This is a genomic window from Pseudomonas sp. LP_7_YM (assembly GCF_004364435.1).
Lineage (GTDB): Bacteria > Pseudomonadota > Gammaproteobacteria > Pseudomonadales > Pseudomonadaceae > Aquipseudomonas.
Map to the genome: position 1 here is coordinate 60532 of NZ_SOCT01000007.1, position 22707 is coordinate 83238.

At 60.3% G+C, this 22707-nt stretch carries 21 protein-coding genes and 1 pseudogene; 9 read left to right on the plus strand and 13 right to left on the minus strand.

The window, feature by feature from the left end; genetic code table 11:
* Positions 1 to 14 precede the first annotated feature (14 nt).
* Together EC915_RS17060 and EC915_RS17065 are read right to left on the minus strand one after the other, a co-directional pair.
* Positions 15 to 440, minus strand: a complete 426-nt coding sequence (locus tag EC915_RS17060; RefSeq protein WP_133751703.1) for a DUF4398 domain-containing protein — start codon at positions 438 to 440, stop codon at positions 15 to 17.
* Between the two features lie 284 nt (positions 441 to 724).
* Positions 725 to 1069 (minus strand): pilin assembly protein, encoded by a 345-nt coding sequence (locus tag EC915_RS17065; protein ID WP_133751704.1) that lies wholly within the window; start codon positions 1067 to 1069, stop codon positions 725 to 727.
* Positions 1070 to 1300: 231 nt separating this feature from the next.
* On the opposite strand from EC915_RS17065, the gene ppc reads away from it, so the two are divergent.
* From ppc to EC915_RS17095, 6 genes and pseudogenes are all read left to right on the plus strand, one after another.
* Positions 1301 to 3937 (plus strand): phosphoenolpyruvate carboxylase, encoded by a 2637-nt coding sequence (gene ppc / locus EC915_RS17070; RefSeq protein ID WP_133751705.1) that lies wholly within the window; start codon positions 1301 to 1303, stop codon positions 3935 to 3937.
* Positions 3938 to 4222: 285 nt separating this feature from the next.
* A complete protein-coding gene (adk, locus tag EC915_RS17075; protein WP_133751706.1) occupies positions 4223 to 4870 on the plus strand; it encodes an adenylate kinase in 648 nt (215 codons plus the stop codon).
* Between the two features lie 104 nt (positions 4871 to 4974).
* Positions 4975 to 5649: a tRNA (adenosine(37)-N6)-threonylcarbamoyltransferase complex dimerization subunit type 1 TsaB gene (tsaB, locus tag EC915_RS17080; protein WP_133751707.1), complete on the plus strand. Its 675-nt coding sequence runs from the start codon at positions 4975 to 4977 to the stop codon at positions 5647 to 5649.
* A 293-nt stretch (positions 5650 to 5942) separates the two neighbouring features.
* Positions 5943 to 6236 carry a hypothetical protein gene (locus EC915_RS17085; protein ID WP_133751708.1) on the plus strand — a complete coding sequence of 98 codons (294 nt, stop codon included), beginning with the start codon at positions 5943 to 5945 and terminating at the stop codon, positions 6234 to 6236.
* Positions 6237 to 6238: 2 nt separating this feature from the next.
* Positions 6239 to 7105, plus strand: coding sequence for a DUF72 domain-containing protein (locus EC915_RS17090; RefSeq protein ID WP_133751860.1), 867 nt, complete (start codon positions 6239 to 6241; stop codon positions 7103 to 7105).
* A gap of 105 nt (positions 7106 to 7210) precedes the next feature.
* Positions 7211 to 7282, plus strand: a pseudogene (locus EC915_RS17095) (extensin); the annotation flags it as partial.
* A gap of 25 nt (positions 7283 to 7307) precedes the next feature.
* Here EC915_RS17095 and EC915_RS17100 read toward each other — a convergent pair.
* The gene (locus EC915_RS17100) at positions 7308 to 7937 is read right to left on the minus strand and encodes an energy transducer TonB (protein WP_133751709.1); all 630 of its coding nucleotides are present in this window, start codon (positions 7935 to 7937) and stop codon (positions 7308 to 7310) included.
* A 97-nt stretch (positions 7938 to 8034) separates the two neighbouring features.
* Here EC915_RS17100 and EC915_RS17105 point away from each other — a divergent pair, with 97 nt between their 5' ends.
* Together EC915_RS17105 and EC915_RS17110 are read left to right on the plus strand one after the other, a co-directional pair.
* Entirely contained in the window at positions 8035 to 8817 is a 783-nt protein-coding gene (locus EC915_RS17105) for a class I SAM-dependent methyltransferase (RefSeq protein ID WP_133751710.1), read from the plus strand.
* Between the two features lie 263 nt (positions 8818 to 9080).
* Positions 9081 to 9647, plus strand: a complete 567-nt coding sequence (locus tag EC915_RS17110; protein WP_133751711.1) for a DUF4337 domain-containing protein — start codon at positions 9081 to 9083, stop codon at positions 9645 to 9647.
* Between the two features lie 69 nt (positions 9648 to 9716).
* On the opposite strand, the gene EC915_RS17115 is transcribed toward EC915_RS17110, so the two are convergent.
* The 7 genes from EC915_RS17115 to EC915_RS17145 form a co-directional block, all read right to left on the minus strand.
* Positions 9717 to 10406, minus strand: coding sequence for a DUF4197 domain-containing protein (locus tag EC915_RS17115; RefSeq protein ID WP_133751712.1), 690 nt, complete (start codon positions 10404 to 10406; stop codon positions 9717 to 9719).
* A 47-nt stretch (positions 10407 to 10453) separates the two neighbouring features.
* Positions 10454 to 10852, minus strand: coding sequence for a YbaY family lipoprotein (locus EC915_RS17120; protein ID WP_133751861.1), 399 nt, complete (start codon positions 10850 to 10852; stop codon positions 10454 to 10456).
* A gap of 35 nt (positions 10853 to 10887) precedes the next feature.
* Positions 10888 to 13380 (minus strand): glycerol-3-phosphate 1-O-acyltransferase PlsB, encoded by a 2493-nt coding sequence (gene plsB, locus EC915_RS17125; protein ID WP_133751713.1) that lies wholly within the window; start codon positions 13378 to 13380, stop codon positions 10888 to 10890.
* 259 nt (positions 13381 to 13639) lie between these two features.
* Positions 13640 to 14017, minus strand: a complete 378-nt coding sequence (locus EC915_RS17130) for a hypothetical protein (RefSeq protein ID WP_133751714.1) — start codon at positions 14015 to 14017, stop codon at positions 13640 to 13642.
* Between the two features lie 64 nt (positions 14018 to 14081).
* Positions 14082 to 14891 carry a putative RNA methyltransferase gene (locus tag EC915_RS17135; RefSeq protein WP_133751715.1) on the minus strand — a complete coding sequence of 270 codons (810 nt, stop codon included), beginning with the start codon at positions 14889 to 14891 and terminating at the stop codon, positions 14082 to 14084.
* Positions 14891 to 16042, minus strand: coding sequence for a succinyl-diaminopimelate desuccinylase (dapE, locus tag EC915_RS17140; protein ID WP_133751716.1), 1152 nt, complete (start codon positions 16040 to 16042; stop codon positions 14891 to 14893). The genes EC915_RS17135 and dapE overlap by 1 nt, the downstream gene beginning before the upstream one ends.
* A 99-nt stretch (positions 16043 to 16141) precedes the next feature.
* Positions 16142 to 18730 carry a glycosyltransferase family 2 protein gene (locus EC915_RS17145; protein ID WP_133751717.1) on the minus strand — a complete coding sequence of 863 codons (2589 nt, stop codon included), beginning with the start codon at positions 18728 to 18730 and terminating at the stop codon, positions 16142 to 16144.
* A 285-nt stretch (positions 18731 to 19015) separates the two neighbouring features.
* Between EC915_RS17145 and tcdA the strand changes: the two genes are divergently transcribed.
* A complete protein-coding gene (tcdA, locus tag EC915_RS17150; RefSeq protein ID WP_166651014.1) occupies positions 19016 to 19840 on the plus strand; it encodes a tRNA cyclic N6-threonylcarbamoyladenosine(37) synthase TcdA in 825 nt (274 codons plus the stop codon).
* Positions 19841 to 19881: 41 nt separating this feature from the next.
* Here tcdA and EC915_RS17155 read toward each other — a convergent pair whose 3' ends face one another.
* The 3 genes from EC915_RS17155 to dapD form a co-directional block, all read right to left on the minus strand.
* Positions 19882 to 20286 (minus strand): SufE family protein, encoded by a 405-nt coding sequence (locus EC915_RS17155; RefSeq protein ID WP_133751719.1) that lies wholly within the window; start codon positions 20284 to 20286, stop codon positions 19882 to 19884.
* On the minus strand, positions 20283 to 21488 hold the full coding sequence (locus EC915_RS17160) for an aminotransferase class V-fold PLP-dependent enzyme (RefSeq protein WP_133751720.1): 1206 nt from the start codon (positions 21486 to 21488) through the stop codon (positions 20283 to 20285). Before EC915_RS17160 ends, EC915_RS17155 begins: the two co-directional genes overlap by 4 nt.
* A gap of 61 nt (positions 21489 to 21549) precedes the next feature.
* Positions 21550 to 22584 carry a 2,3,4,5-tetrahydropyridine-2,6-dicarboxylate N-succinyltransferase gene (dapD, locus tag EC915_RS17165; RefSeq protein WP_133751721.1) on the minus strand — a complete coding sequence of 345 codons (1035 nt, stop codon included), beginning with the start codon at positions 22582 to 22584 and terminating at the stop codon, positions 21550 to 21552.
* Between the last annotated feature and the right edge of the window lie 123 nt (positions 22585 to 22707).

A 22707-nucleotide genomic window follows, 5' to 3' on the forward strand; every position in this document is an offset into this window, starting at 1 on the left:
AGAAGTGCGAAGCGTTACTGGCTGACCGGTTGAACCTGGCGCAGACCTTCTTCACGCAGTTCGTTGACGCCCTGACGAGCATCCTGCACCGCTTTCTGTGCCTTCGCCGCCTGAGCTTTACGCTCGGCTACACGAGCGTCCCATTCAGCTTGCTCGGCGTATTTGCGAGCTTCGTCGTATTTCTTTTCCTGCATGGCCAGTTCGGCTTGCTTGAACTTGTCTTGAGCCGACTTCATTTCAACGGCGGCGTACTCGGTGCCACCGGCGCTGACGGCAGCATTTACCGCAGATTGGGTCACGGCGTATTGCTCACTAGGAGGCTTACCCGCGCAACCGGCGAGCAGGAGGCTGGTGCCCACGGCCAGCGCGGCCATTTTCAGCCCGCGCAGGCTTTTGAACGTGTTAGTGGCAGTACTGGTGTTCATGGTAGTCAACTCCATTGTGAAACTCCTGAAAGCTAGATTTTTTCCATTTCAGTGCTGGCCTGGGCGGGGGCATGAACAGGATCAATTTCCGCTGCCACCTGTGTCGGCTTTTCTGTAATGGCTAACTGCTCGGACCTGCGCGTTTTTTGAATAGTTCAGACCTTTTTGTATTTAACGGCGGGTCTTTTGTCGCCATTTGTAAATATGGCGCTTGAATATTGACACAGAAGAAAACGCCACACGCCCGGTTTCAAAGGGCTGCAGCGTCGATCCGAGTGCTCTGAAAGCGACGTCGCAAATCAGTGCGACGACGTGTCCTGCTGATCCGACAGTGCTTCCAGATGACGCCGTGACAGCGCGAGGAATCGCGGTGTCGGACCTACGTCTTCATACAACGGGTTACCTTCCTCGTCGGTCGCGACCACATGCTGGCCCTGAATGTACGGAAAGCTGGCTTCCAGTTCTTCGAGCGCTGCGCCGATCAGCTCGCCGAGCAGCTCTTGGGCCGAGCGTTTGGGGTACATGTCGGCGATCGCGGCCAGCCGGGCTGCGGCTTCGACATCCAGATGAACCGCATATCCGGTGTTGGTCAGGCGACCTTTGGCGCAATCTTCCCAGTGTTTCGCAAGCTCGCGGATTTTCATGGAGACCTCTTGAGAGATGTACGTGAAGACGGGCGCAGAAGAATTTTCCAATCCTCATGCAGCCCGGTGAGGAGATGGCTTGCTCCGGCAGATGCAAGGCAAAGGCTTGCGCCGGGGCATGCGTTTGTCGCTCTATACACACAAATAGAGACAAAACCTGTGAGGACGTTCAGTTCCGGATCATCGGACTGACTCAGGAAAGAACAACAAAACGCTGAAGGAGAAGGCTGGATGGCTGATATCGACGCACGATTGCGCGAGGATGTTCACCTGTTGGGTGAGCTGTTGGGCAATACCATTCGCGATCAGCATGGGGCTGATTTTCTGGAAAAGATCGAGCGCATCCGCAAAAGCGCCAAGGCCGGACGTCATGGCTCGACCCAAAACACCGAGCAATTGAGTTCCAACCTTGAAAGCCTGAATGAAGACGAGCTGCTGCCGGTGGCTCGTGCTTTCAACCAGTTCCTCAACCTGGCCAACATCGCCGAGCAATATCAACTGATCCATCGACGCGATGACAGCAAACCGCAGCCTTTCGAGTCGCGGGTACTCCCCGAATTGCTGGAGCGTTTGAAGCAGGCCGGACAGTCAACTGAGGCCCTGGCGCAGCAATTGGGCGAGCTGGAAATCGAGTTGGTGCTGACTGCGCACCCTACTGAAGTGGCGCGTCGCACGCTGATTCAGAAGTACGACGCCATCGCCGCGCAACTCGCCGCTCTCGATCATCGAGACCTGAATCGCCAGGAGCGTGAACAGATCACCGAGCGGCTGCAGCGGCTGATCGCTGAAGCCTGGCATACCGAGGAAATTCGACGTGTTCGTCCCACTCCGGTGGACGAGGCGAAGTGGGGCTTTGCGGTCATTGAAAACTCGCTGTGGCAGGCAGTCCCCAACTACCTGCGCAAAGCCGATCATGCGCTGCATGCCGCCACCGGCCTGCACCTGCCCTTGCACGCTGCACCGATTCGCTTTGCCTCCTGGATGGGCGGGGACCGCGACGGCAACCCCAATGTGACAGCTGCCGTCACCTGCGAAGTGCTGTTGCTGGCGCGCTGGATGGCTGCGGATCTTTACCTGCGCGATGTCGATCAACTGGCGGCCGAGCTGTCAATGCAGCAGGCAAGCCCTGCGTTGCTGGCGGTGGCCGGTGACAGCGTCGAGCCTTATCGCAGCGTGCTGAAACGACTGCGTGAGCGTCTGCGGGCCACGCGCAACTGGGCCCATGCCTCCTTGAGCGTCACCCAGCCTGCACCGCAAGACGTCTTGAACAATAACGAGGAGTTGCTTGAACCTCTACAGTTATGTTTCCAGTCATTACACGAGTGCGGCATGGGCGTGATCGCCGACGGCCCGCTACTCGACTGCCTGCGTCGGGCCGTCACCTTTGGCCTGTTTCTGGTCAAGCTCGATGTTCGCCAGGATTCGACTCGCCACCGTGCTGCGATGAGCGAGATCACCGAATACCTGGGACTTAGCCGCTACGACGAGTGGGACGAAGGGGCGCGTATCGAGTTCCTGTTGCGTGAACTGGACAACAGACGCCCACTCCTGCCTGCCTATTTCGAACCGGCCGAAGACACTGCTGAAGTGCTGGCGACCTGCCGTGTGGTAGCCGCTGCGCCTGCGGCTTCGCTTGGCTCTTACGTGATCTCCATGGCCGGTGCGGCGTCCGATGTGCTGGCTGTGCAACTGCTGCTCAAAGAGGCTGGCCTGCAGCGGCCCATGCGCGTCGTGCCGCTGTTCGAGACCCTCGCTGACCTGGATAACGCCGGGCCTGTGATCGAGAAGCTGCTGAGCCTTCCCGGCTATCGCGCGGGGCTCCACGGCCCGCAAGAGGTCATGATCGGCTATTCCGACTCGGCCAAGGACGCTGGCACTACTGCGGCGGCCTGGGCGCAGTATCGCGCTCAGGAGAACCTGGTGGACATCTGCCGCGCCCAGCAAGTCGAACTGTTGTTGTTCCACGGCCGGGGCGGAACCGTTGGACGCGGTGGTGGACCTGCCCATGCGGCGATTCTGTCGCAACCACCGGGGTCGGTCGCCGGGCGTTTGCGCACCACCGAACAGGGCGAGATGATCCGCTTCAAATTCGGCTTGCCGGACATCGCCGAGCAGAACCTCAATCTGTACCTGGCCGCTGTACTGGAGGCGACCCTTCAGCCGCCACCCCCACCTGAGCCAGCATGGCGGCAAATGATGGATGACCTGGCCGCAGATGGCGTGAGTGCCTACCGCGCGGTCGTGCGGGAAAACCCTGAGTTCGTCGAATACTTTCGGCAGGCCACCCCCGAACAGGAGTTGGGACGCTTGCCGCTGGGCAGTCGTCCGGCCAAGCGTCGCGAAGGCGGCGTCGAAAGCCTGCGCGCGATTCCCTGGATCTTCGCCTGGACCCAGACACGCCTGATGCTGCCGGCCTGGCTTGGCTGGGAAAACGCCCTGAACAAGGCCCTTGAACGCGGGCAGGGCGAGCTTTTGGGACAGATGCGTGAACGTTGGCCGTTCTTCCGCACACGTATCGACATGCTGGAAATGGTGCTCGCCAAAGCCGACAGCGATATCGCGCAACTTTATGACGAACGTCTGGTTGAGCCGCAATTGCTGCAGTTAGGTGCACATTTACGCGACCTATTGTCGCAGGCGTGCGACGTGGTGCTGGGTCTCACCGGTCAGTCGCAGTTGCTGGCCCACAGTCCCGAAACGCTCAAGTTCATCAGCCTGCGTAACACCTATCTGGATCCGCTTCATCTATTGCAGGCCGAGCTTCTGGCCCGGTCCCGCAGTCATGAGGCCAGTCTGGACAGTCCTTTGGTACAGGCTCTGCTAGTGTCTGTGGCAGGCATTGCCGCCGGTTTACGCAATACCGGCTGATACGACTGTTGCGCCGCAAGTGGGGGTAATGGCTCTCATCGCGCGGCGCATGGCCGACCGGCAACGCGATGTCCCGCTAAAGTTGCAGGGCCTCGCAGCGAAGTATTGATCGACAGCAAGTGACTGGTTTTTCGCGGGTTGCTGCGACTTTTGGCGTCTTGTGCGGCATGAATCGGCTGTGTATCTTGATCAGCCTTTGGCCGTTTGGTCAGTTCATTTTTTACGCGATTGGCCCCATTCAGGCGAATCCGACGAAATTTCTATAAAAAATTGAGGAGCATAACAATGCGCGTGATTCTGCTGGGAGCTCCCGGGGCCGGTAAAGGTACTCAGGCGAAGTTCATCACCGAGAAGTTCGGCATTCCGCAAATCTCCACTGGCGACATGCTGCGTGCGGCGGTCAAGGCCGGCACAGAGCTGGGCTTGAAAGCCAAAAGCGTGATGGACAGCGGTGGTCTGGTATCCGACGACCTGATCATTGGGCTGATCAAGGACCGCCTGTCGCAGCCTGACTGTGCCAATGGTTGTCTGTTCGACGGCTTTCCCCGCACCATTCCTCAGGCTGAAGCCCTGAAGAACGCTGGCCTGGCAATCGATCACGTGATCGAGATCAACGTCGACGACGAAGAGATCGTTCAGCGTATTTCCGGTCGTCGTGTTCACGAAGGTTCGGGCCGCGTCTATCACGTTGTCTACAACCCGCCGAAAGTTGAGGGTGTGGACGATGTGACCGGCGAGCCGCTGGTGCAGCGCAAGGACGATGTGGAGGCCACCGTGCGCCATCGTCTGTCGGTCTATCATTCGCAGACCAAGCCGCTGGTGGCGTTCTACCAGAAGCTGCAGGAACAGGACGGCACACCCACGTACAGCCATATCGAGGGCCTGGGCTCGGTAGAGTCGATCACCGGCAAGGTGCTCGCAGCACTGAGCTGAGCCAGGTGCCATATGCAACGAACGACGGCCCGCTTGTGGGTCGTTGTTGTTTATAATGCGGCCCTTTTTTGCACTCCCTCATTCGCATAACCGTGGAAACCTCGATGACGACCTTGCTGGCCCTGGACACTGCCACTGAAGCCTGCTCAGTCGCTTTGCTGCATGACGGCAAAGTGCTGACTCACTACGAGGTGATCCCGCGTCTGCACGCGCAGAAACTCTTGCCCATGATCAAGGACTTGCTTGCCGAAGCAGGGATCGGCCTGTCGGCGCTGGATGCGATTGCATTCGGTCGCGGCCCGGGTGCGTTTACCGGGGTGCGCATTGCTATCGGCGTGGTTCAGGGGCTGGCGTTCGGCCTGGATCGGCCGGTGTTGCCGGTGTCCAACCTGGCGGTTCTGGCCCAGCGTGCGTTTCGCGAGCACGGCGTCAGGCAGGTGGCTGCTGCCATTGATGCCCGTATGGACGAGGTGTACTGGGGCTGCTATCGCGAGGCAGCCGGGGAAATGGGGCTTGTGGGCGCGGAAGCCGTGATGCCGCCGGAGCAGGCCGCGCTTGCAGGTAATGCTTGCGGGCAATGGTTCGGAGCCGGTACGGGCTGGGGCTACGCCGACCGTATTGCGGTGAACCTGTCCGGTCACGACGCGACCCTGCTGCCCCATGCGCAGGATCTGCTGACGCTTGGTACTTTCGCTTGGAATCGCGGCGAGGCGGTGGTGGCGGACGATGCCCAGCCGGTGTATCTGCGCGATAAGGTCGCAACCCCCAAGGCGCGCTGAAGCTATAACTGCCAGCGACAGTGCAGGAATAGATTGGCGACATGCGGACAGGCAAGGCAGACGTCGACTGACTTGCTGAATCGACCAGCAAGTTGGCCCTTTAAGGTTGATTTCAATACGGCCCCTGATTGCGACACAAGTCACAGTACTCACTACCGTTGGGCGATAACCTTCGATTTTTTTTACCGCTGCTCTAACATTCGGTAATAACTGTGGTCTAGTAATCGTTCACAAACTTGCTTCACTGCATTCGTGTAGTTACATTGCCGCTATAAGACGCCGAGTAAGCATCGATGCGTATCACCGGTCCTTCACAACGTTCGTATCCGATCAAGCGCAAGCCACGCAAAGGCTCGGCGACGATCGATAACGCTTCCGAAGAAGTGATCGACGACGTAATCGAAGTGGTGCCACAGACTGCTCGCCGTCAAACCGGCAGCACGGCCAATGTGCCGGCCCGCCAGCAGGACATCATCTTCCCGCGCGCCATGAGTTCGCGGGTTGCCCACGCGCTTAGCAGCTATCTGACGACGTCCACCTTCGTCGATTGGGATCTTGAAGTCTCTGGGCTCGATTTACACGTTTGAATATCGCCAACCCCCCTTATTACATCGGTTGCCCGTCCTGGAGTGAAAACGCCTGGCGTCAGTCGCTGTATCCGCCAGAAGCGCGCGCGACCGACTTCCTTGAGCTGTATGCCCAGGTGTTCAACGCCGTTGAAGGCAACACCACGTTCTACGCACGCCCCAAAGACACCACCATAGAGCGCTGGGCGCAGGTCTTGCCCGAGCATTTTCGCCTCACCGCCAAGTTTCCCGGTGACATCAGCCACGCTGGCGACCTGCGCGAGCACCTGAGCGCAGCCGAGGACTTTCTGCAATTGCTGGCACCCCTTGGCGCGAGGGTTCAGCCCTTGTGGCTGCAATTGCCCGCGAGCTTCTCGCCCAACCGGATTGGCGAGTTGCGCACCTTCCTCGATGCGCTGGAGGGCCGGGCGCTGGCAGTGGAGGTGCGCCATATGGGGTTTTTCGACAAGGGCGAGGGCGAGCGTTTGCTCAATCGTCTGTTGCTGGATCGGGGCGTCGAGCGCATTTGCCTGGATTCCAGACCGCTGTTCAGTTGCGTCTCCAGCGATCCGGCTGTCTTGGACGCGCAATCGAAGAAACCGAAAGTCCCCGTCCGTCCCGCTGCGCTGACGCAGTTTCCGCAGGTGCGCTTCATTGGCCGCCCGGAGCTTGAAGCAAATGACGGCTTTGTCGAGCAGTGGGCCATCAAGGTGGCTGGCTGGATCGAAGAAGGTCGCACGCCCTATGTCTTTCTGCACACGCCAGACAATATCCAGGCCCCTGAGCTGGCCCGGCGATTCCATCGGCAGTTGATGACCTTGTTGCCGGGCCTGCCTGACTTGCCGGCGCTGGAGCGTGGGCCGGAAGTGGAGCAACTCGGGCTGCTGTGATGTCGATTAGGGACACACCCTGTTCCTCATGACGGAAACCGTGCCCTTATGCGCGGTTTGACCTTGTTACTGGCATTGCTTTAATCAGCGCAGGCCTGGCCGCCTGATGTAGCGCTCAGTAGCAGCTTTCTCTCCAGTTGCCCCTTGGCGGTGGCCTATGCCCTGTTTGATACCCATCAGCGTGGTGGGTCATGCCCAGGTATCAGGCGGCGATACGCAGGTTCTGCAACACGATTGGCCGCGCCCAGCCATTGTCGAATTCCAGGTTTCGCTGCTGTTCGGTCATTTCATCAGCGCTGTAAGGCGTGGCGGGTTTGTCGGCCAAGTCCCATTCGAGCTCGGCGATTGGCAGGAACAGAGGGCGCGGCTGAGGGCCGGGGCCTGGCTCGACGCTGTCGTCGTAAGGGTTGAGCACCGTCGGGCGGACCCAGCTGCTGTCGAATTCCAGATTGCGTTGCTGCGCGATCAGTGCGCTGGCGCTGAAGGGCAGCGCAGGCTTGTCCGCCAGATTCCATTCGAATTCGGCGATTGGCAGAAACAGAGGCTCTGGCGGCGCGACCTCTTTGTCTTGCACCGGGAATTCGCGCTGCTCGACAATTTTGCCAAGGGTGGTGGCGCCAGCGACGGGCTCGTCGGTCAAACTGTCGGCTGTAACCGTCGGGCTGTACTCAGGGGCGGTGCCAGCGTTGTCGTCTACCTGCTGGGCCATCGCCCGGGCAAACGCATCCTGCCAGAGCTGCGTGACGCCGCTCAGGGTTTGGGTATTGCGTACGCTGTAATCGCCTGCGTACGTCAAATAGCCTATCGAGGATGTTTGCTGAATGTCTGACATAAGCGCTCAGTACATGCCGTGGGTCTGGCAAAATGCCGGATACTTCGTTATCGGCAGATGTTGCCAATCATTAAGAAATTTAGAACGTGTGGACACCATGAGTGAGCAGCAAGCGGGCAGCCGCATCCGGGTAGAAACCCTGACGTCAGAGGGACAGGAGAAAGCGCTGCAATGGGCTGCGCGTCTGGGCTTGCCGCTCGATGATGCCGAAGCCGATTTTGCCCTGCAGGTCAGTGGCGACGGTCTGCAATTGCAGCAGCTAGGTGAAGATGCGCCGGGGCCGGTCCGGGTGAATTTCGTTGAAGGCAAGGCGGCCCATCGGCGGCTGTTCGGCGGGGGCAGCGGGCAGATGATCGCCAAGGCGGTCGGCGTTCAACCCGGTGTTCGTCCGCGGGTGCTGGATGCGACGGCGGGCCTGGGCAAGGACGCATTCGTTCTGGCGAGCCTGGGCTGCGAAATGAGTCTGATCGAACGTCAGCCGATCATTGCCGCATTGCTCGAAGACGGGTTGGCGCGTGGTGCTCAGGACCTGGACGTGGGCGGGATCATTGGTCAGATGCGCCTGCTGACCGGCAACTCGATCGACCTGATTCGCCAGTGGGAAGGTGAACCGCCGCAAGTGATTTACCTCGATCCGATGTTCCCCCATCGCGAGAAAACCGCATTGGTGAAGAAGGAAATGCGCCTGTTCAGGCCCTTGGTGGGTGACGACATGGACGCGCCAGCGCTGCTTGAAGCGGCGCTGGCGCTGGCTACCCATCGTGTGGTGGTCAAACGCCCGCGCAAGGCACCGTGCATCGAAGGCGTGAAACCCGGCTATGCGCTGGACGGCAAGTCAAGCCGCTATGACATCTATCCGAAGAAGGCGTTGAAAACCTAGATTTGAAGTCGCTGCCGACCCTGTAGCAGCACGGTTTGGCCGCAGTGGCGATTGCGATAATCCTGCCGACATGCCGTGCGGCTGTAGAAAATTGGCACTCACGCGGCCGGTTGCAGGCCTGTTGAGTGCCGCCGCCTTTCTACTCACTGAACAGACTGATTGTCTGGCTTCACTGTCCCGGGGATTTCTCCTATAGTCCCGGCCGCCAGCTCCCGCTGCTCAAGCACCATCCGTGTCAAGGTCGTTTCAGGCGATAGAAGTCCATGTCCGAGTCTTTCGAAGTTCCCAGCCCCCATGAACACCATGTCGAACACGCGCATGCCACGGGCGACCGATTTGCCGGAAGGATCGCAGTGATGACGGCTATCATGGCCACCGTCGGTGCCTTGCTTAGTTATCAAGCCGGCTCGACCGAGAGCGAGGCGGCGATGGACAAGAACAACGCGGCGATCAAGAAGACTGAGGCATCCAATCAATGGAACTACTATCAGGCCAAGTCCAGTCGCGAGAACCTTGCGGACCTGGCCAGCCATATCCCCGGTCTGGATGCGGTGCATTACACCGAGCAGGTGCAGCGCTACAAGGTGGACAAGGAAGCGGCCCGCGCCAAGGCTGAAGCCCTTGAGGTCGAGGCGAAGGTGTGGGACGAGAAATCCGAGCAGGTGCTCCATTCCCATCACCGCTGGGCGCAAGCGATGATGGCGATTCAGATGGCGATTTCCCTGGCTGCGATTACCCTGCTCACCCGCAAGGAGTGGCTGCAAAAGGTGTCCATTGGCGCGGGCGGGGTGAGTGTCCTGTTGGGCGTGATGGCCTGGTTAAATCTTTGACAGGCTGCAACGAAAAGCCCCGGCGTTTTGAGCGCCGGGGCTTTTTTCGTTTCGGTTGAGGCGATGGGTTTACAGCGCGCCGAACACCTTCTTCGCCAGACTCGTCGCCGCAGCCGCCGGATTGGCGCGGATGTCTTCTTCCTGTTGGGCGATCATTTCGAACAGGCCGTCGAGGGCTTTTTCGGTCACGTAACCTTCGACGTTCGAGGCTTTCGCATCGACAACACCCAGGCTCGCGGCTTGCCCGGCAAAGGCGTTGTACTTCTGCGCCAAGCCGACCTTATCGGTGGCCTGCTTGACGATCGGCAGGAACCTGGCGCGGATCTGCTGGCGGCTGGTCTTGTCCAGGTACTGGGTCGCCGAATCCTTGCCGCCGCTGAGAATGCCCTTGGCATCAGACACGCTCATTCTCTTCACGGCATCCACCAGCAGGGTCTGAGCCTGAGGCACTGCCGCCTCTGCGGCCTGGTTCATGCTGGTTTCCAGCTGCTCGACCTGGGCGCCCATGCCGAACTGCTTCATCTTGCTCGCCACCTTGCCGAGTTTGCCAGGCAGCTCGATGCGCACATCCTTGTTGTTGCTGAACCCGCCGGGCACGCCGAGTTGCTTGACGGCGATCTGCGCGCCCTGAGTCAGCGCATCCTTGAGGCCACCGGTGGCGTCCGATTGTGACAGGTCGCCCAAAGACAATGCGAACACACTGGCTGACAACAGCAGTCCGGCGCACACGCCAGTGAACGAGAGAGAGCGAGACAACATGGGTAAGGTCCTTTGCGGAAATAGTACAAAAATCAGGTACAGACGCTTTAGCTGGCCGGGTTCACGCGAATCCTGACCGGCGGTTTTTCCTCCAGCGTCAGGTCCACGGCGTAGCGTTCGGTGCTGATCAGCAGCAATTTGCCGTCGACTTCGATACGCGCGTTAACAGCATAGGTGTGGCCCTCTTTGACCTGCTTGTGATCGTAGGTCAGATGAAACGGCAGCGGGACCTGGCCTTTGATTGGCCCGCTCTCGCTGGCAAGGGTCTGTGCCGGTGCGTCGGCCAGCGACACATCCTGCAGCGTCACCTTCAACGTCGCTGTGGGTGGCAGGGCCATGCGCTGCAGATAAAACACCTCGCCGTCGACAGTGCCGGAGGGCGTGTCCGGGGTATGGGCGCAGGCCGCCAGAACGGTGGTCATCAGGGTCAGTATCAGGTGTTTCATCATGCGAATCTCCTTAGTGCATTGAGGCGTGCTAATCAGACACTCGGGCCGGCATCCAGCACTTCTTCATTGCGATGCAATGCGACCTGGCGAATCGACAGGCGAATCTCCGCCGGCAACACCCGCTTGGCCGCGCCTTCGGCCAACTCGCCCAATAATTCGTGATAGCTCAGCTTGCCGTCGTCGTTCTTGCGCAAGACATCCTGATCCAGCAGCGTCTGGATGAAATGGCGGAACAGGCTTTTGTCGAAAAATTCCGGGGCATTCAGACCGTGCAGTATCGACAGGCGCTGAGCCATGATCGTGCTCAGGTCCTCCAGCTCTTCAGCGGTCAGGCTGCGCTGCCCGCTGTTGAGCAACAGCGAGATTGCCATGTAAAAACGTTGCAGGGTCTGCGCGATGGCGCGTGACAAAAGCGTCAGCAGCACGAAATGCCGCGAGCTCGGAGCGGGGCGCAGGTAAACCTCGTTCTCGAAGCGCAACAGCCCCTGTTCGACAAACGCCGCCAGCCACTGATCGATGACGGCATCCAGCTCGTCCAGCGACCAGCGGATGAACAGCTCCGATTGCAGGTATGGATACAGTGCACGCACGTAACGCAGCACCTGTTCGCGGCTCATGCGTGACGAACTCTGAAAGAAACTCGCCAACAACGACGGCAGCGCAAAGATATGCAGCACGTTGTTGCGGTAATAGGTCATCAGAACGGCGTTCTGCTGGTCCAGATAAACAATCTTGCCCAGTGCGTCGTTCTGCTCGGACAGCAGATCCATGCCTTTGACATGCTCGATCAGCGCCAGGCCATCGCCTTCCGGCAGCGTGGTGTGCGGCGCGTACGGCACGCTGCGCAGCAAGGCCAGATAGAGGTCGAGTACCCGCGCCAACGCTCGATTGTCCAGCGCATGTTTATTGGTCGACAACAGTGCCAGCGCCACCAGATTCACCGGATTGACCGCAGCGGCTTCATTCAGGTGGCGGGCCACTTGCTCGCCCAGCCGATGGGTCGTTGCGTTAAGCCAATCAGGCTTGAATACCGGGGCAAGCTGCTGGGTACGCCAGTCCGGCTGTTCGTGGTCGAGAAATTCGGCAAGCTTGATCGGCTCGCCGAAATTGACCGAGACCTGACCGAAGCGCTGCTTGAGCGCGCCAATGACCTTGAAGATGTCGAAAATCGATTCTTTCTTCTTCGCTGTGCCGCGTAATTCGCCCAGATAGGTTCGGCCTTCCAGCACACGCTCGTAACCGATGTACACCGGCACGAACACGATTGGCGTGCGCGAGTTGCGCAGGTAGCTGCGCAGGGTGATGGCGAGCATGCCGGTCTTGGGTTGCAACATGCGTCCGGTGCGCGAGCGTCCGCCTTCGACGAAGTACTCGACCGGAAACCCCTTGGTGAACAGGGTGTGCAGGTATTCGTTGAAAACAGCGGTATACAGCGGGTTGCCCTTGAACGTGCGGCGCATGAAAAACGCGCCGCCACGGCGCAGCAGACTGCCGATCACCGGCATGTTGAGGTTGATGCCCGCGGCGATATGCGGCGGCGTCAGCCCATTGCGGAACAGCAGGTACGACAGCAACAGGTAATCGATGTGGCTGCGATGGCACGGCACGTAAATGATTTCGTTGCCCTGAGCGACGTTCTGCACGCCCTCCAGGTGACTGACCTTGATACCGTCGTAGATCTTGTTCCAGAACCAGCTGAGCACCACTTCCAGAAAGCGGATGGCGGTGTAGGTGTAGTCCGAAGCGATCTCATTGCCGTAATGCAGCGCCTTTTCCCGCGCCTTGGACTCTGGAATCTTCTCCCGTGTGGCTTCGTCGAGAATCGCCTGTTTGACCAGCGGATCGGCGAGCAGGCCCTTGACCAGGTTACGCCGGTGTGACAGGTCCGGGCCTATTGTGGCGGTTTTCAGGTTGCGGAAATGCACCCGCAGCAGACGCTGAGCCATGCGCACGGTGCGCTCGTAGCCCTTGTTTTCGTCCACCAGTTCACGCAGGTGAATGGGCGCAGAGAATTGCACGCGGGTCTTGCGCCCAAGAATCAGAATCGTGATCAAGCGCCGCAAGCGCCCGGTAACGGCCCAACTGTCGGCGAACAGCAGTTTCCATGGGCTGTCCTCCTTGTCCGGCGACTGCCCCCAGAACACGCTGACCGGGATGATCTGCGCATCCTCGGCGGCATTCTGGGTCACAGCGCCCACCAGCCTTTCCAGTGTCGGCGGCGCACCGCGTTTGTCCTGACGGCCCAGCCAGTCGGGTTCCGGCGTCAGGTAAAAGAAGGCTACCGGTTCTTTCAGCTCGCCGACCGCAACGGACAGCACAGGGCGCGGCAGACCGGCTTTTCTGCATTCGGTATCGAGAACGGCCAGATCACTCAGCGACGGGTTTTGCAGCGCGTAGAACACCGGGCGGCTGCGGTCCAGATTGAGGGTCAAAGACGACTGATTGATCGTTTCCGAACGCACCCACAGGTACAGCAGGCGACGCAAGGTGCCAAATACAAGACGACGAAACGGGGAGCGGGTCATACGAATTCTGCGCAAAGGGGCAAAGCCCACGAGGCCGCCAGTTTGCCGTATATGACGGGGATGGGCAAAGAGCGCAGGGGGCGCGCCGTTATTGCGGATGCAGCGCAATCTGGCTTCTGGGCGAAGGCCGCAGGCGCTGGCTTGCGGGCGAATGCTGTGTGCCAGTCACCCTTTAGGGTGCAGACACATCGCATTCGCCAAGCCGGCTCCCCCCAGTGGATTGTGGTGAGCCTGAGCCTGAGGTTGCGGCGTGGTTCTTTTAAGAGGTCCGCCAGGTGATCTCTTCCTCACCATCGGCACTGATGCGAATCCAGCGATCGGCGTCTTCGTCGTTTTCTTCCTCGACCCATGTCCCCGGTGCGCAACGCAGTTCCACGTTGAGCGTGGCGAAGGCGGCACGGGCGCAGGCGATATCGTCGTGCCACGGCGTCTTGTCGCTGTCCAGGCACAAGCTGTTCCATTTGCCGACGGCCTTGGGAATCCAGGTCACCGGGATGTCGCCGGCCTTGCACTTCCAGGTCTGGCCTTTCTGTACCCATTCGCTGCACGGGCCGACGTCTGCGTTGAGCCAGGCGGTGATGGCTTTGTGGTCAACGTCAGCGTCTTTCAGGTAAATCTCGATATCGGGTTGGCGCATGGATACCTCTGGGTTGTTCTGGAAAATCCATTCGCGGATTCATTCGGTCCAGGTGGTCGAGCAATCACTGCAAAACGAAATAATCGTAGCGCATGGACACGGTAACTTCGAAAGGCTCCGACTGTTCGATGACGCTGGCCCGCCGCTCGGCACTGGCGCGCCAGCCGTGGGGTGTCATGGCCAGCAGGTTGGCGCGGGCCTGGCCCTCCACCAGTGTCAGTTTGAAGCGTAGGGTTTCGCTGTGTTGCAGGCTCATGCCTTCGGGGACCAGCGCCAGATGCTTGTCGTCGGCGTAATCGCGGACTTCGTCGTACAGACGCTGACGCAGTTCCATCAGATGCTCGCTGGTGGGTCCTACACGCATCAGGCCGCCACCGGGCGACAAAAGGCGCTTGGCCTCGTCCCAGTCCAGCGGGCTGAACACGCTGGCGATGAACTGAATGCTGGCGTCCGGCAGGGGCACGCGGGCCATGCTGGCGATCAACCAGGTCAGTTGAGGGTTGCGTTTACACGCGCGCTTGACCGCTTCGCGGGAGATATCCAGCGCGTAGCCTTCAGCACCCGGCAGCGCGTCGGCGATCTGCGCGGTGTAATAGCCTTCGCCACAACCGATGTCCAGCCAGTGGGCCGGCGCACGTTCGGCGGCCAAGTCAGCCAGACGTTTGGCCACCGGTGCGTAATGTCCGGCGTTGAGAAAATCCCGCCGCGCCTCGACCATCGCCTGGTTGTCGCCAGGGTCGCGGCTGTTCTTGTGCTGCACGGGCAGCAGGTTCAGGTAACCCTGGCGGGCGCGGTCGAAGCGATGGCCCACCGGGCAGACCACGCCGTTATCCGCTGCGTCGAGCGGGGCTGAGCAAATCGGGCAAGTGAGCATCAGGCGAGCAACTTGACCAGAGTCTGGTAGTAGATCTCGGTCAGCACGTCGAGATCACTGGCCAGAATGCGCTCGTTGACCTGATGGATTGTCGCGTTGACCGGCCCCAGCTCGACCACCTGTGTGCCGAGGGTGGCGATGAAACGGCCGTCCGAGGTGCCGCCGCTGGTGGACGCCTTGGTTTCGCGCCCGGTGACGCTATTGATGCTGGCCGATACCGCATCGAGCAACGCGCCCGGTTCGGTCAGGAACGGCAGACCCGACAGGGCCCACTCCACGTGCCACTCCAGACCATGCTTGTCGAGAATATCGGCGACGCGTTTCTGCAAACCTTCGACGGTGGACTCGGTGGAAAACCGGAAATTGAACACCGCCGTCAGGTCGCCGGGAATCACGTTGGTCGCGCCGGTGCCGGAATTGAGATTGGAGATCTGGAAGCTGGTCGGTGGGAAAAAAGCATTGCCTGCGTCCCAATGTTCGGCGGCGAGCTCGGCCAGCGCCGGCGATGCCAGATGGATCGGGTTCTTCGCCAGATGCGGATACGCGACGTGGCCCTGTTTTCCCTTGACTGTCAGGGTAGCGCCGAGGGAGCCGCGACGGCCATTCTTGACCACATCACCCACCAGCGTGGTGCTTGATGGCTCGCCGACGATGCACCAGTCCAGACGTTCCTTGCGTGCGGCCAAACGTTCGATCACCGCTTTGGTGCCGTGATGCGCCGGGCCTTCCTCGTCGCTGGTGATCAGGTAAGCGACCTTGCCCTTGTGATTCGGGTAATCAGCGACGAAACGCTCGGTGGCGATGATCATCGACGCCAGGCTGCCTTTCATGTCCGCCGCGCCGCGCCCGCAAAGCATGCCGTCTTCGTCGACCCGTGCGTCGAACGGGTCGCTCTGCCAGGCTTTCACCGGCCCGGTTGGCACTACATCGGTATGACCGGCAAAGCAAAGCACCGGGCCGTCCTCAGTGCCGTGGGTGGCCCAGAAATTATCGACGTCTTCGATTCGCATCGGCTCCAGCGCGAAACCGGCATCGCCCAGGCGTTTCATCATCACTGCCTGACAGTCGGCGTCGAGCGGCGTGACCGATGGACGACGGATCAGGTCGCAGGCGAGTTGCAGGGTAGGCGAGAGATCGGCTGGGGCTGTCATGAAAGGTCCGCGCAGTTGAGTGTAGGGCCGTAAAACGGCAGACATCTTAAAGCAAAACGGCGACCCGAAGGCCGCCGTTTAGTACAGCGCACAATTGTTTCAGGCCGTGGCCGGTTCGCTCTCTGCCTTGGGTTTGGGCAGCGACGAGAGAAACGCCATGATCAGCGCCGCCAGATACGGCAGCGACTGCACCAGCAGCATGATCACCCAGAGCCGCATGTCGTTGCTTGGCAGACCCTGGACCAAACAGATGCCCAGCGCTGCGCCCCACAGCAGCAACATGATGAACAGTTCTTCGCGGGCCTCGGAGATCGCCACCAGCAAGCCATGACTGTCGGCATTTTTCGGGGTGCGGAAGAACGGAATGCTGGTCGTGAAGAAGCCGTAGAGCACCGCTTTGGCGATGGTGTGCGACAGCGCCAACCCGGCCAGCGCGGCATAGAACGCATCCTTGAGGTTCACGCCCACCGCGCGGCGATACAGGAAGATGATCTTGCCGACCTTGAAAAAGAACAGCGCCAGGGGCGGAATCGCGAAAATCAGCAACGGCGGATCGACCCGGTTAGGCACGATGATCATCGCTGCCGACCACAACAAGGCGCCTACGGTGAAGAAAATGTTCATGCCATCGGCCACCCACGGCAACCAGCCGGCCAGAAAGTGATAGCGCTGGCCACGCGTCAGCTCGGTGTCCTTGCCACGCAGCAGGCTTGCGGTGTGGCGTTTGATGATCTGAATCGCGCCATAAGCCCAGCGGAAGCGCTGCTTCTTGAAGTCGATGAAGGTGTCCGGCATCAGGCCCTTGCCGTAGCTGTTGTGGGCGTAGGCCGCCGAGTAGCCTTTTTCGAAGACCCGCAGGCCCAGTTCGGCGTCCTCGCAGATGCACCAGTCGGCCCAGCCCAGCTCTTCGAGCACCGAGCGGCGGGTCATGGTCATGGTGCCGTGCTGAATGATTGCGTCGCGGTCGTTGCGGGTCACCATGCCGATGTAAAAGAAGCCTTTGTATTCCGAGTAGCAGAGCTTCTTGAACGCGCTTTCATGCTGGTCGCGATAATCCTGCGGCGACTGCACCACGGCGATTTTCGGGTCGGCGAAATGCGGAACCATGTGCTTGAGCCAGTTGCGGTCGACGCAGTAGTCCGAGTCGATCACCGCGATCACTTCGGCGTCCTTTGCAGTGTGCGGAATCAGGTAGTTCAACGCGCCGCCCTTGAAACCTGCCAGCGGCGCCACGTGGAAGAACTTAAAGCGCTCGCCGAGCATCTCGCAATGGGCTTTGACCGGTTCCCACACGGCCGGGTCCTTGGTGTTGTTGTCGATCAGCAACACTTCGAAGTCCGGGTAGTCCAGCGCCGCCAGCGCGTTGAGGGTTTGCTTCACCATTTCGGGCGGCTCGTTGTAGCAGGGCACGTGCACCGAGACTTTCGGTCTGTAGGCCGAATCCGTATCGACAGGCAGGAATTCTCGACGACGTTTGTGCGTCCAGACCGCCTCGGCCAGCTCATGTGCCTCGGTCATCAGTACGATGAACACCCCGAACGCGCCAAGTGCCAGCAAGAATCCTACAAGCAGGCTGAACCAGGTGCTGTACTGCTGGCTGTAGTCGTAGCCGATCCACACCAGCACTGACCCGCAGAGGAAGGCGATGAAGGTCAGGAAGGTGCGGCCGCGCTGGCGCAGGGCCGAGCCGTCGATCAGCAGCAATGCCAATGCGAGCAGGGCCAGGACCGCTGAGCCGATCGCCAGTACGCGCCATTGCGGGATGGCGACGACAGGGCCGTCGAAGTTGAATTTCTGCTGGCGGGCAGCGTTGTAGACGCCCCAATAGGCGCCGACCGAGCCTTCATCGCTGGCTTTCCAGGGCTGGTCGAATGCTTCGATCACGAAGTAGTTGAAGCCCTGACGATTGAGTTTGTTGACCAGACCACGCAGATAAATCGCCTGATCGGCCTGGGTCGCGTCAGCGCCGCCACGCATGTGGCCATTGCTCGGCCAACCCACTTCGGACAGCAACAGTGGCTTTTTCGGAAACAGGTGTTTCAGTTCACGGGCGCGGTCGAAAACGTACTGCCCGGCCTTGTCCACAGGGATGTATTCCCAGTACGGCAGAATGTGCGCCGCGATCAGGTCGACGTGCTTGGCCAGCTCCGGGTATTTCTCCCAGATGTGCCATTGCTCGGAGGTGGTCACCGGCACCTTCACCGCAGCGCGCACGCGGTCGAGGATCGCCATCAGCTCTTTGGGTTTGATCTCTTCCCGGTATAACGCTTCGTTACCCACCACCACACGCACTACGCTGCGCGTGGTATTGGCCAGTTCGATGGCCGTATTGATTTCCCGCTCGTTGCGTTCCTGGTCAGGGCTGATCCAGATGCCGAGGGTGACGCGCAGGCCGAATTCTTCGGCCAGTTTCGGGATGTCCTGAAGGCTGCCGTCTACCGAATAGATACGGATGTTGTCTGTGGACTTGCTCATCAGCTCCAGGTCCTGACGCATTTCATCGTCGGACGGGTACAGGCCTTTCTGCGGGTTTTGGCCCAGACGGAAAGGCGAGTAGGAGAACCCTGAAATGTGTTCGGGCCAGTTGGGAGCAGTCACCGGGCGGTTGATTAACGCCCAGAAACCGGTAAACAGCGCAGCGATCGCCACGACGACCACCAGATTCAAACCAAATTTACGCGATGGCATAGGTACTTCAGGTTCCTAGACGGGAACAGGGAGGAGCTGACGGACGTCAGCCGGCACGAACTTGGGCAGCTGACAAAGGTTGAAGTTCTATTCCTGAACAAATGTAAGACGAGGCTTCGGCCTCTGTAGGGATTCATGATGGTGCAGGGGCATTGCAGGCGCCAGCAAGCCGGCTCCTGTGATTCACGCCAGACACTTATCAATTTCAGACCAAATACCCGGCAGACGGCTGTCCCTATCTCTGACACGGCCTATAATGCGCGCCGGTTTTTTGGGGTATTGGTCATGAGCACAGAAGATCCGCGATTTGCTGGCGTCGCCCGTCTGTATGGCATTGAGGGCCTGGAGCGCCTGCGCGTGGCCCATGTGGCGGTCGTTGGCATCGGCGGAGTGGGGTCGTGGGCGGCGGAAGCCATGGCGCGCTGCGGCGTGGGGGAGATTTCCCTGTTCGATCTGGACGACGTCTGCGTCAGCAACAGCAACCGCCAGTTGCATGCCCTGAGCAGCACTGTCGGTCGTGCGAAAGTCGAGGTCATGGCCGAGCGCCTGCGGGAGATCAACCCTGATTGTGTGGTGCATGCCGTGGCCGATTTCGTGACCCGCGAGACCATGGCCGAGTACATCACGCCGAACATCGACTGCGTGCTGGACTGCATCGACAGCGTCAACGCCAAGGCGGCGCTGATCGCCTGGTGCAAGCGGCGCAAGATTCAGATCATCACGACCGGCGGCGCGGGCGGGCAGATCGATCCCACGCTGATTCAGGTGTGCGATCTGAACCGCACCTACAACGACCCGCTGGCCTCCAAAGTGCGCTCAACCCTGCGCCGCGACTACGGCTTCTCCCGCACCGTGACCCGGCACTACAGCGTGCCTTGCGTGTTCTCGACCGAACAACTGCGCTACCCCAAGCCGGATGGCAGCATCTGCCTGCAAAAAAGCTTTGTCGGCGATGGCGTCAAACTCGACTGTGCCGGTGGTTTCGGCGCAGTCATGATGGTCACGGCAACCTTCGGTATGGTCGCCGCCACCAAGGCGGTGGAGAAGATCGTGGCAGGCGTACGGCGCCCGGCAGAGCGGGTCAAGGCCAAAGATGCAGCTCAGCCCTGACCCGGCTGAACCTGCACATCCCCTGTAAGCGCGACCAATGTTCAACTCGCCAACTGCCGCATCTTCTGCAGTACCGCATTCAGGCCGTTGCTGCGTGACGCGGATAGCTGGCGGCTCAGGCCGAGTTGATTGAACCAGTCCGGCAGATCCATCCGCTGCAGTTCCTGCGCCGACAGGCCATTGACCCGCGCCAGCAGCAACGCCACCAACCCGCGTATCAGGCGGGCATCACTGGCGGCACGAAACTGCCAGTGATCCTCAAGTAAATCTCCCAGCAACCAGACCTTGCTCTCGCAGCCATCTACCAGCTGTTCATCGGTCATTTCAGCGTCGGTCAGCGCAGGCAATCGTTCGCCCCACTGCATCAAAAGCCGCGCGCGTTGCTCCCAGCTCAGCGAAGCGTTGAACGTGTCGAGCGCGGTTTGTGCCTCTGCCGGCAGATTCATCGCAGCAGCTCCAGCGCCTGATCCAGTGCGTTGAAGAATCGCTCAATATCTGTGGAATCGTTGTACAGCGCCAGAGAAACCCGGATCGCTCCCGACAGCCCCAGGCTGCTGATCAGCGGGATCGCGCAATGATGACCGGCGCGTACCGCGATGCCTTGCTCGGTCAGCAGATGAGCCAGATCGGCGTTGTGCACACCCTCGACCACAAAGCTCGCCAGGGCCACCTGCGGAGTACCTACCAGCTGTATGCCCTCACGCAGCCTCAGCCCGGTGCACAGCAAGTCATGGAGCCGGGCTTCATGGTCGGCAGCGGCGGCGTGATTGACGGCGTTCAGATAATCGAGCGTTGCGCCCAGCCCGATGACTCCGGAAATGGGCGGCGTCCCGGCTTCGAAGCCTAGCGGGGCAGGGCGGAACGTCGCATCGAGATACCCCGCTTGAAGCACCATTTCGCCGCCGAACTGCCAGTGGCGCAGGTGCGACAGCGCCTGGTGGCGGCCAAACAACACGCCCACTCCGTCCGGGCCGTACAATTTGTGGCTGGAAAACACATAAAAGTCGCAGCCCAGCGCCTGCACATCGTGTCGGCCGTGGACGATCCCTTGCGCCCCATCGATCACGGTCAGCGCGCCATGGGCCTTGGCCAGCGCCACCAGTTCAGCAACGGGCTGCCAGGTGCCCAGCACATTCGACAGCTGACTCACTGCCAGCAATCGGGTGCGCAAGGTGATCAGGCTCGCCGCTGCATCGAGGTCAATCACGCCCTCGGTCGTCAGCGGTAGCACAACCAGCTTCAGCTCCCGACGTTTGGCCAATTGCTGCCAAGGCAGCAGATTGGCGTGATGTTCGAGCGCGCTGATGACGATTTCGTCGCCAGCCTGAAACAGATGCTCCAGCCCATAAGCGAGCAGATTGAACGCCGATGTGGCGCCGTGGGTGAAGACGATTTGCCCGGATTTTTCGGCATTCAGCCATTCGCCAGCCTTACGACGGGTGTCCTCGAAGGCCTGAGTTGCCGTCGCGCCCGGAAGGTGCTGAGCGCGATGCACGTTAGCCGCGCCATTGGCGTAGTAATGCGTCATCGCATCAATCAGGGCTTGGGGTTTTTGTGCGGTGGCGGCGCTGTCCAGATAGGTCTGGCCTTGCCGTCCGAGTGCATCGAGTGCAGGGAAGTCAGCGCGCCAGGGGGAAATGAGGGACATGACATTCAGACTCTGTAATGAGACGGGAGCCCGGGGAGGGCGCCCGTCCTTCATCGCTCAATCAGTTGTGAGCGTGCAGCGCTTCGTTCAGCTCGATTGCAGATTTGTGCGATTTGCACTCTACAGCGCCGGTTTGCGAGTTGCGACGGAACAGCAGGTCCGGCTGACCCGCCAGCTCGCGGGCCTTCAACACCTTGACCAGTTCGTTGTTCTCGTCCAGCAGCGCCACTTTGGTGCCAGCAGTGACGTACAGACCGGATTCGACGGTGTTGCGGTCGCCCAGCGGGATACCGATACCGGCGTTCGCGCCGATCAGGCAGCCTTCGCCGACCTTGATCACGAGGTTGCCACCGCCGGACAGGGTGCCCATGGTCGAACAGCCGCCGCCAAGGTCAGAGCCCTTGCCGACGAACACGCCAGCCGACACACGACCTTCGATCATGCCCGGGCCTTCGGTGCCGCCGTTGAAGTTGACGAAACCTTCGTGCATGACCGTGGTGCCTTCGCCGATGTAAGCGCCCAGACGAACACGCGCGGTGTCAGCGATGCGTACGCCTGCAGGCACGACGTAGTCGGTCATTTTCGGGAACTTGTCCACCGAAAACACTTCCAGCAGCTCGCCTTTGAGACGCGCTTCGAGCTGACGCTGAGCCAGTTCGCCCAGGTCAATTGCGCCCTGGCTGGTCCAGGCCACGTTCGGCAGCAACGGGAAAACGCCCGCCAGGCTCAGCCCGTGGGGTTTGACCAAGCGATGGGACAACAGGTGCAGCTTGAGGTAGGCCTCAGGCGTGGACGTCAGTGCGGCGTCTTCGGCCAGAACGGTCGCTACCAGGGGCTTGTGGCTTTCCGCCAGACGGGTCAGCAGCGCAGCTTGGTCGGCATCTATCGATTTCAGTGCGTCCGCCAGTTTCGAAGCCAGGTCAGTGTTGAACGCGATGGCCTGGTTACCACCGGTATACCCCAGGATCGGCGCGATGGCGGCAACGATATCAGCCGATGGATTGAGCAATGGCAAGGCGTAGAAGACTTCCAGCCAGGTGCCTTGACGATTTTGAGTGCCGACGCCGAAGGCCAGGCTGAACAGGGAAGTGGACATGCGAATACCTCTTTAATGGCTATCTCAATCACAGGCGTTTGAAAACTGCTGCGCTCGTCAATACTGCGTTAAAAACGGACGAAAAATGCTCATTTAGAAAACCTAAACTCCGCTTCTTCGCCC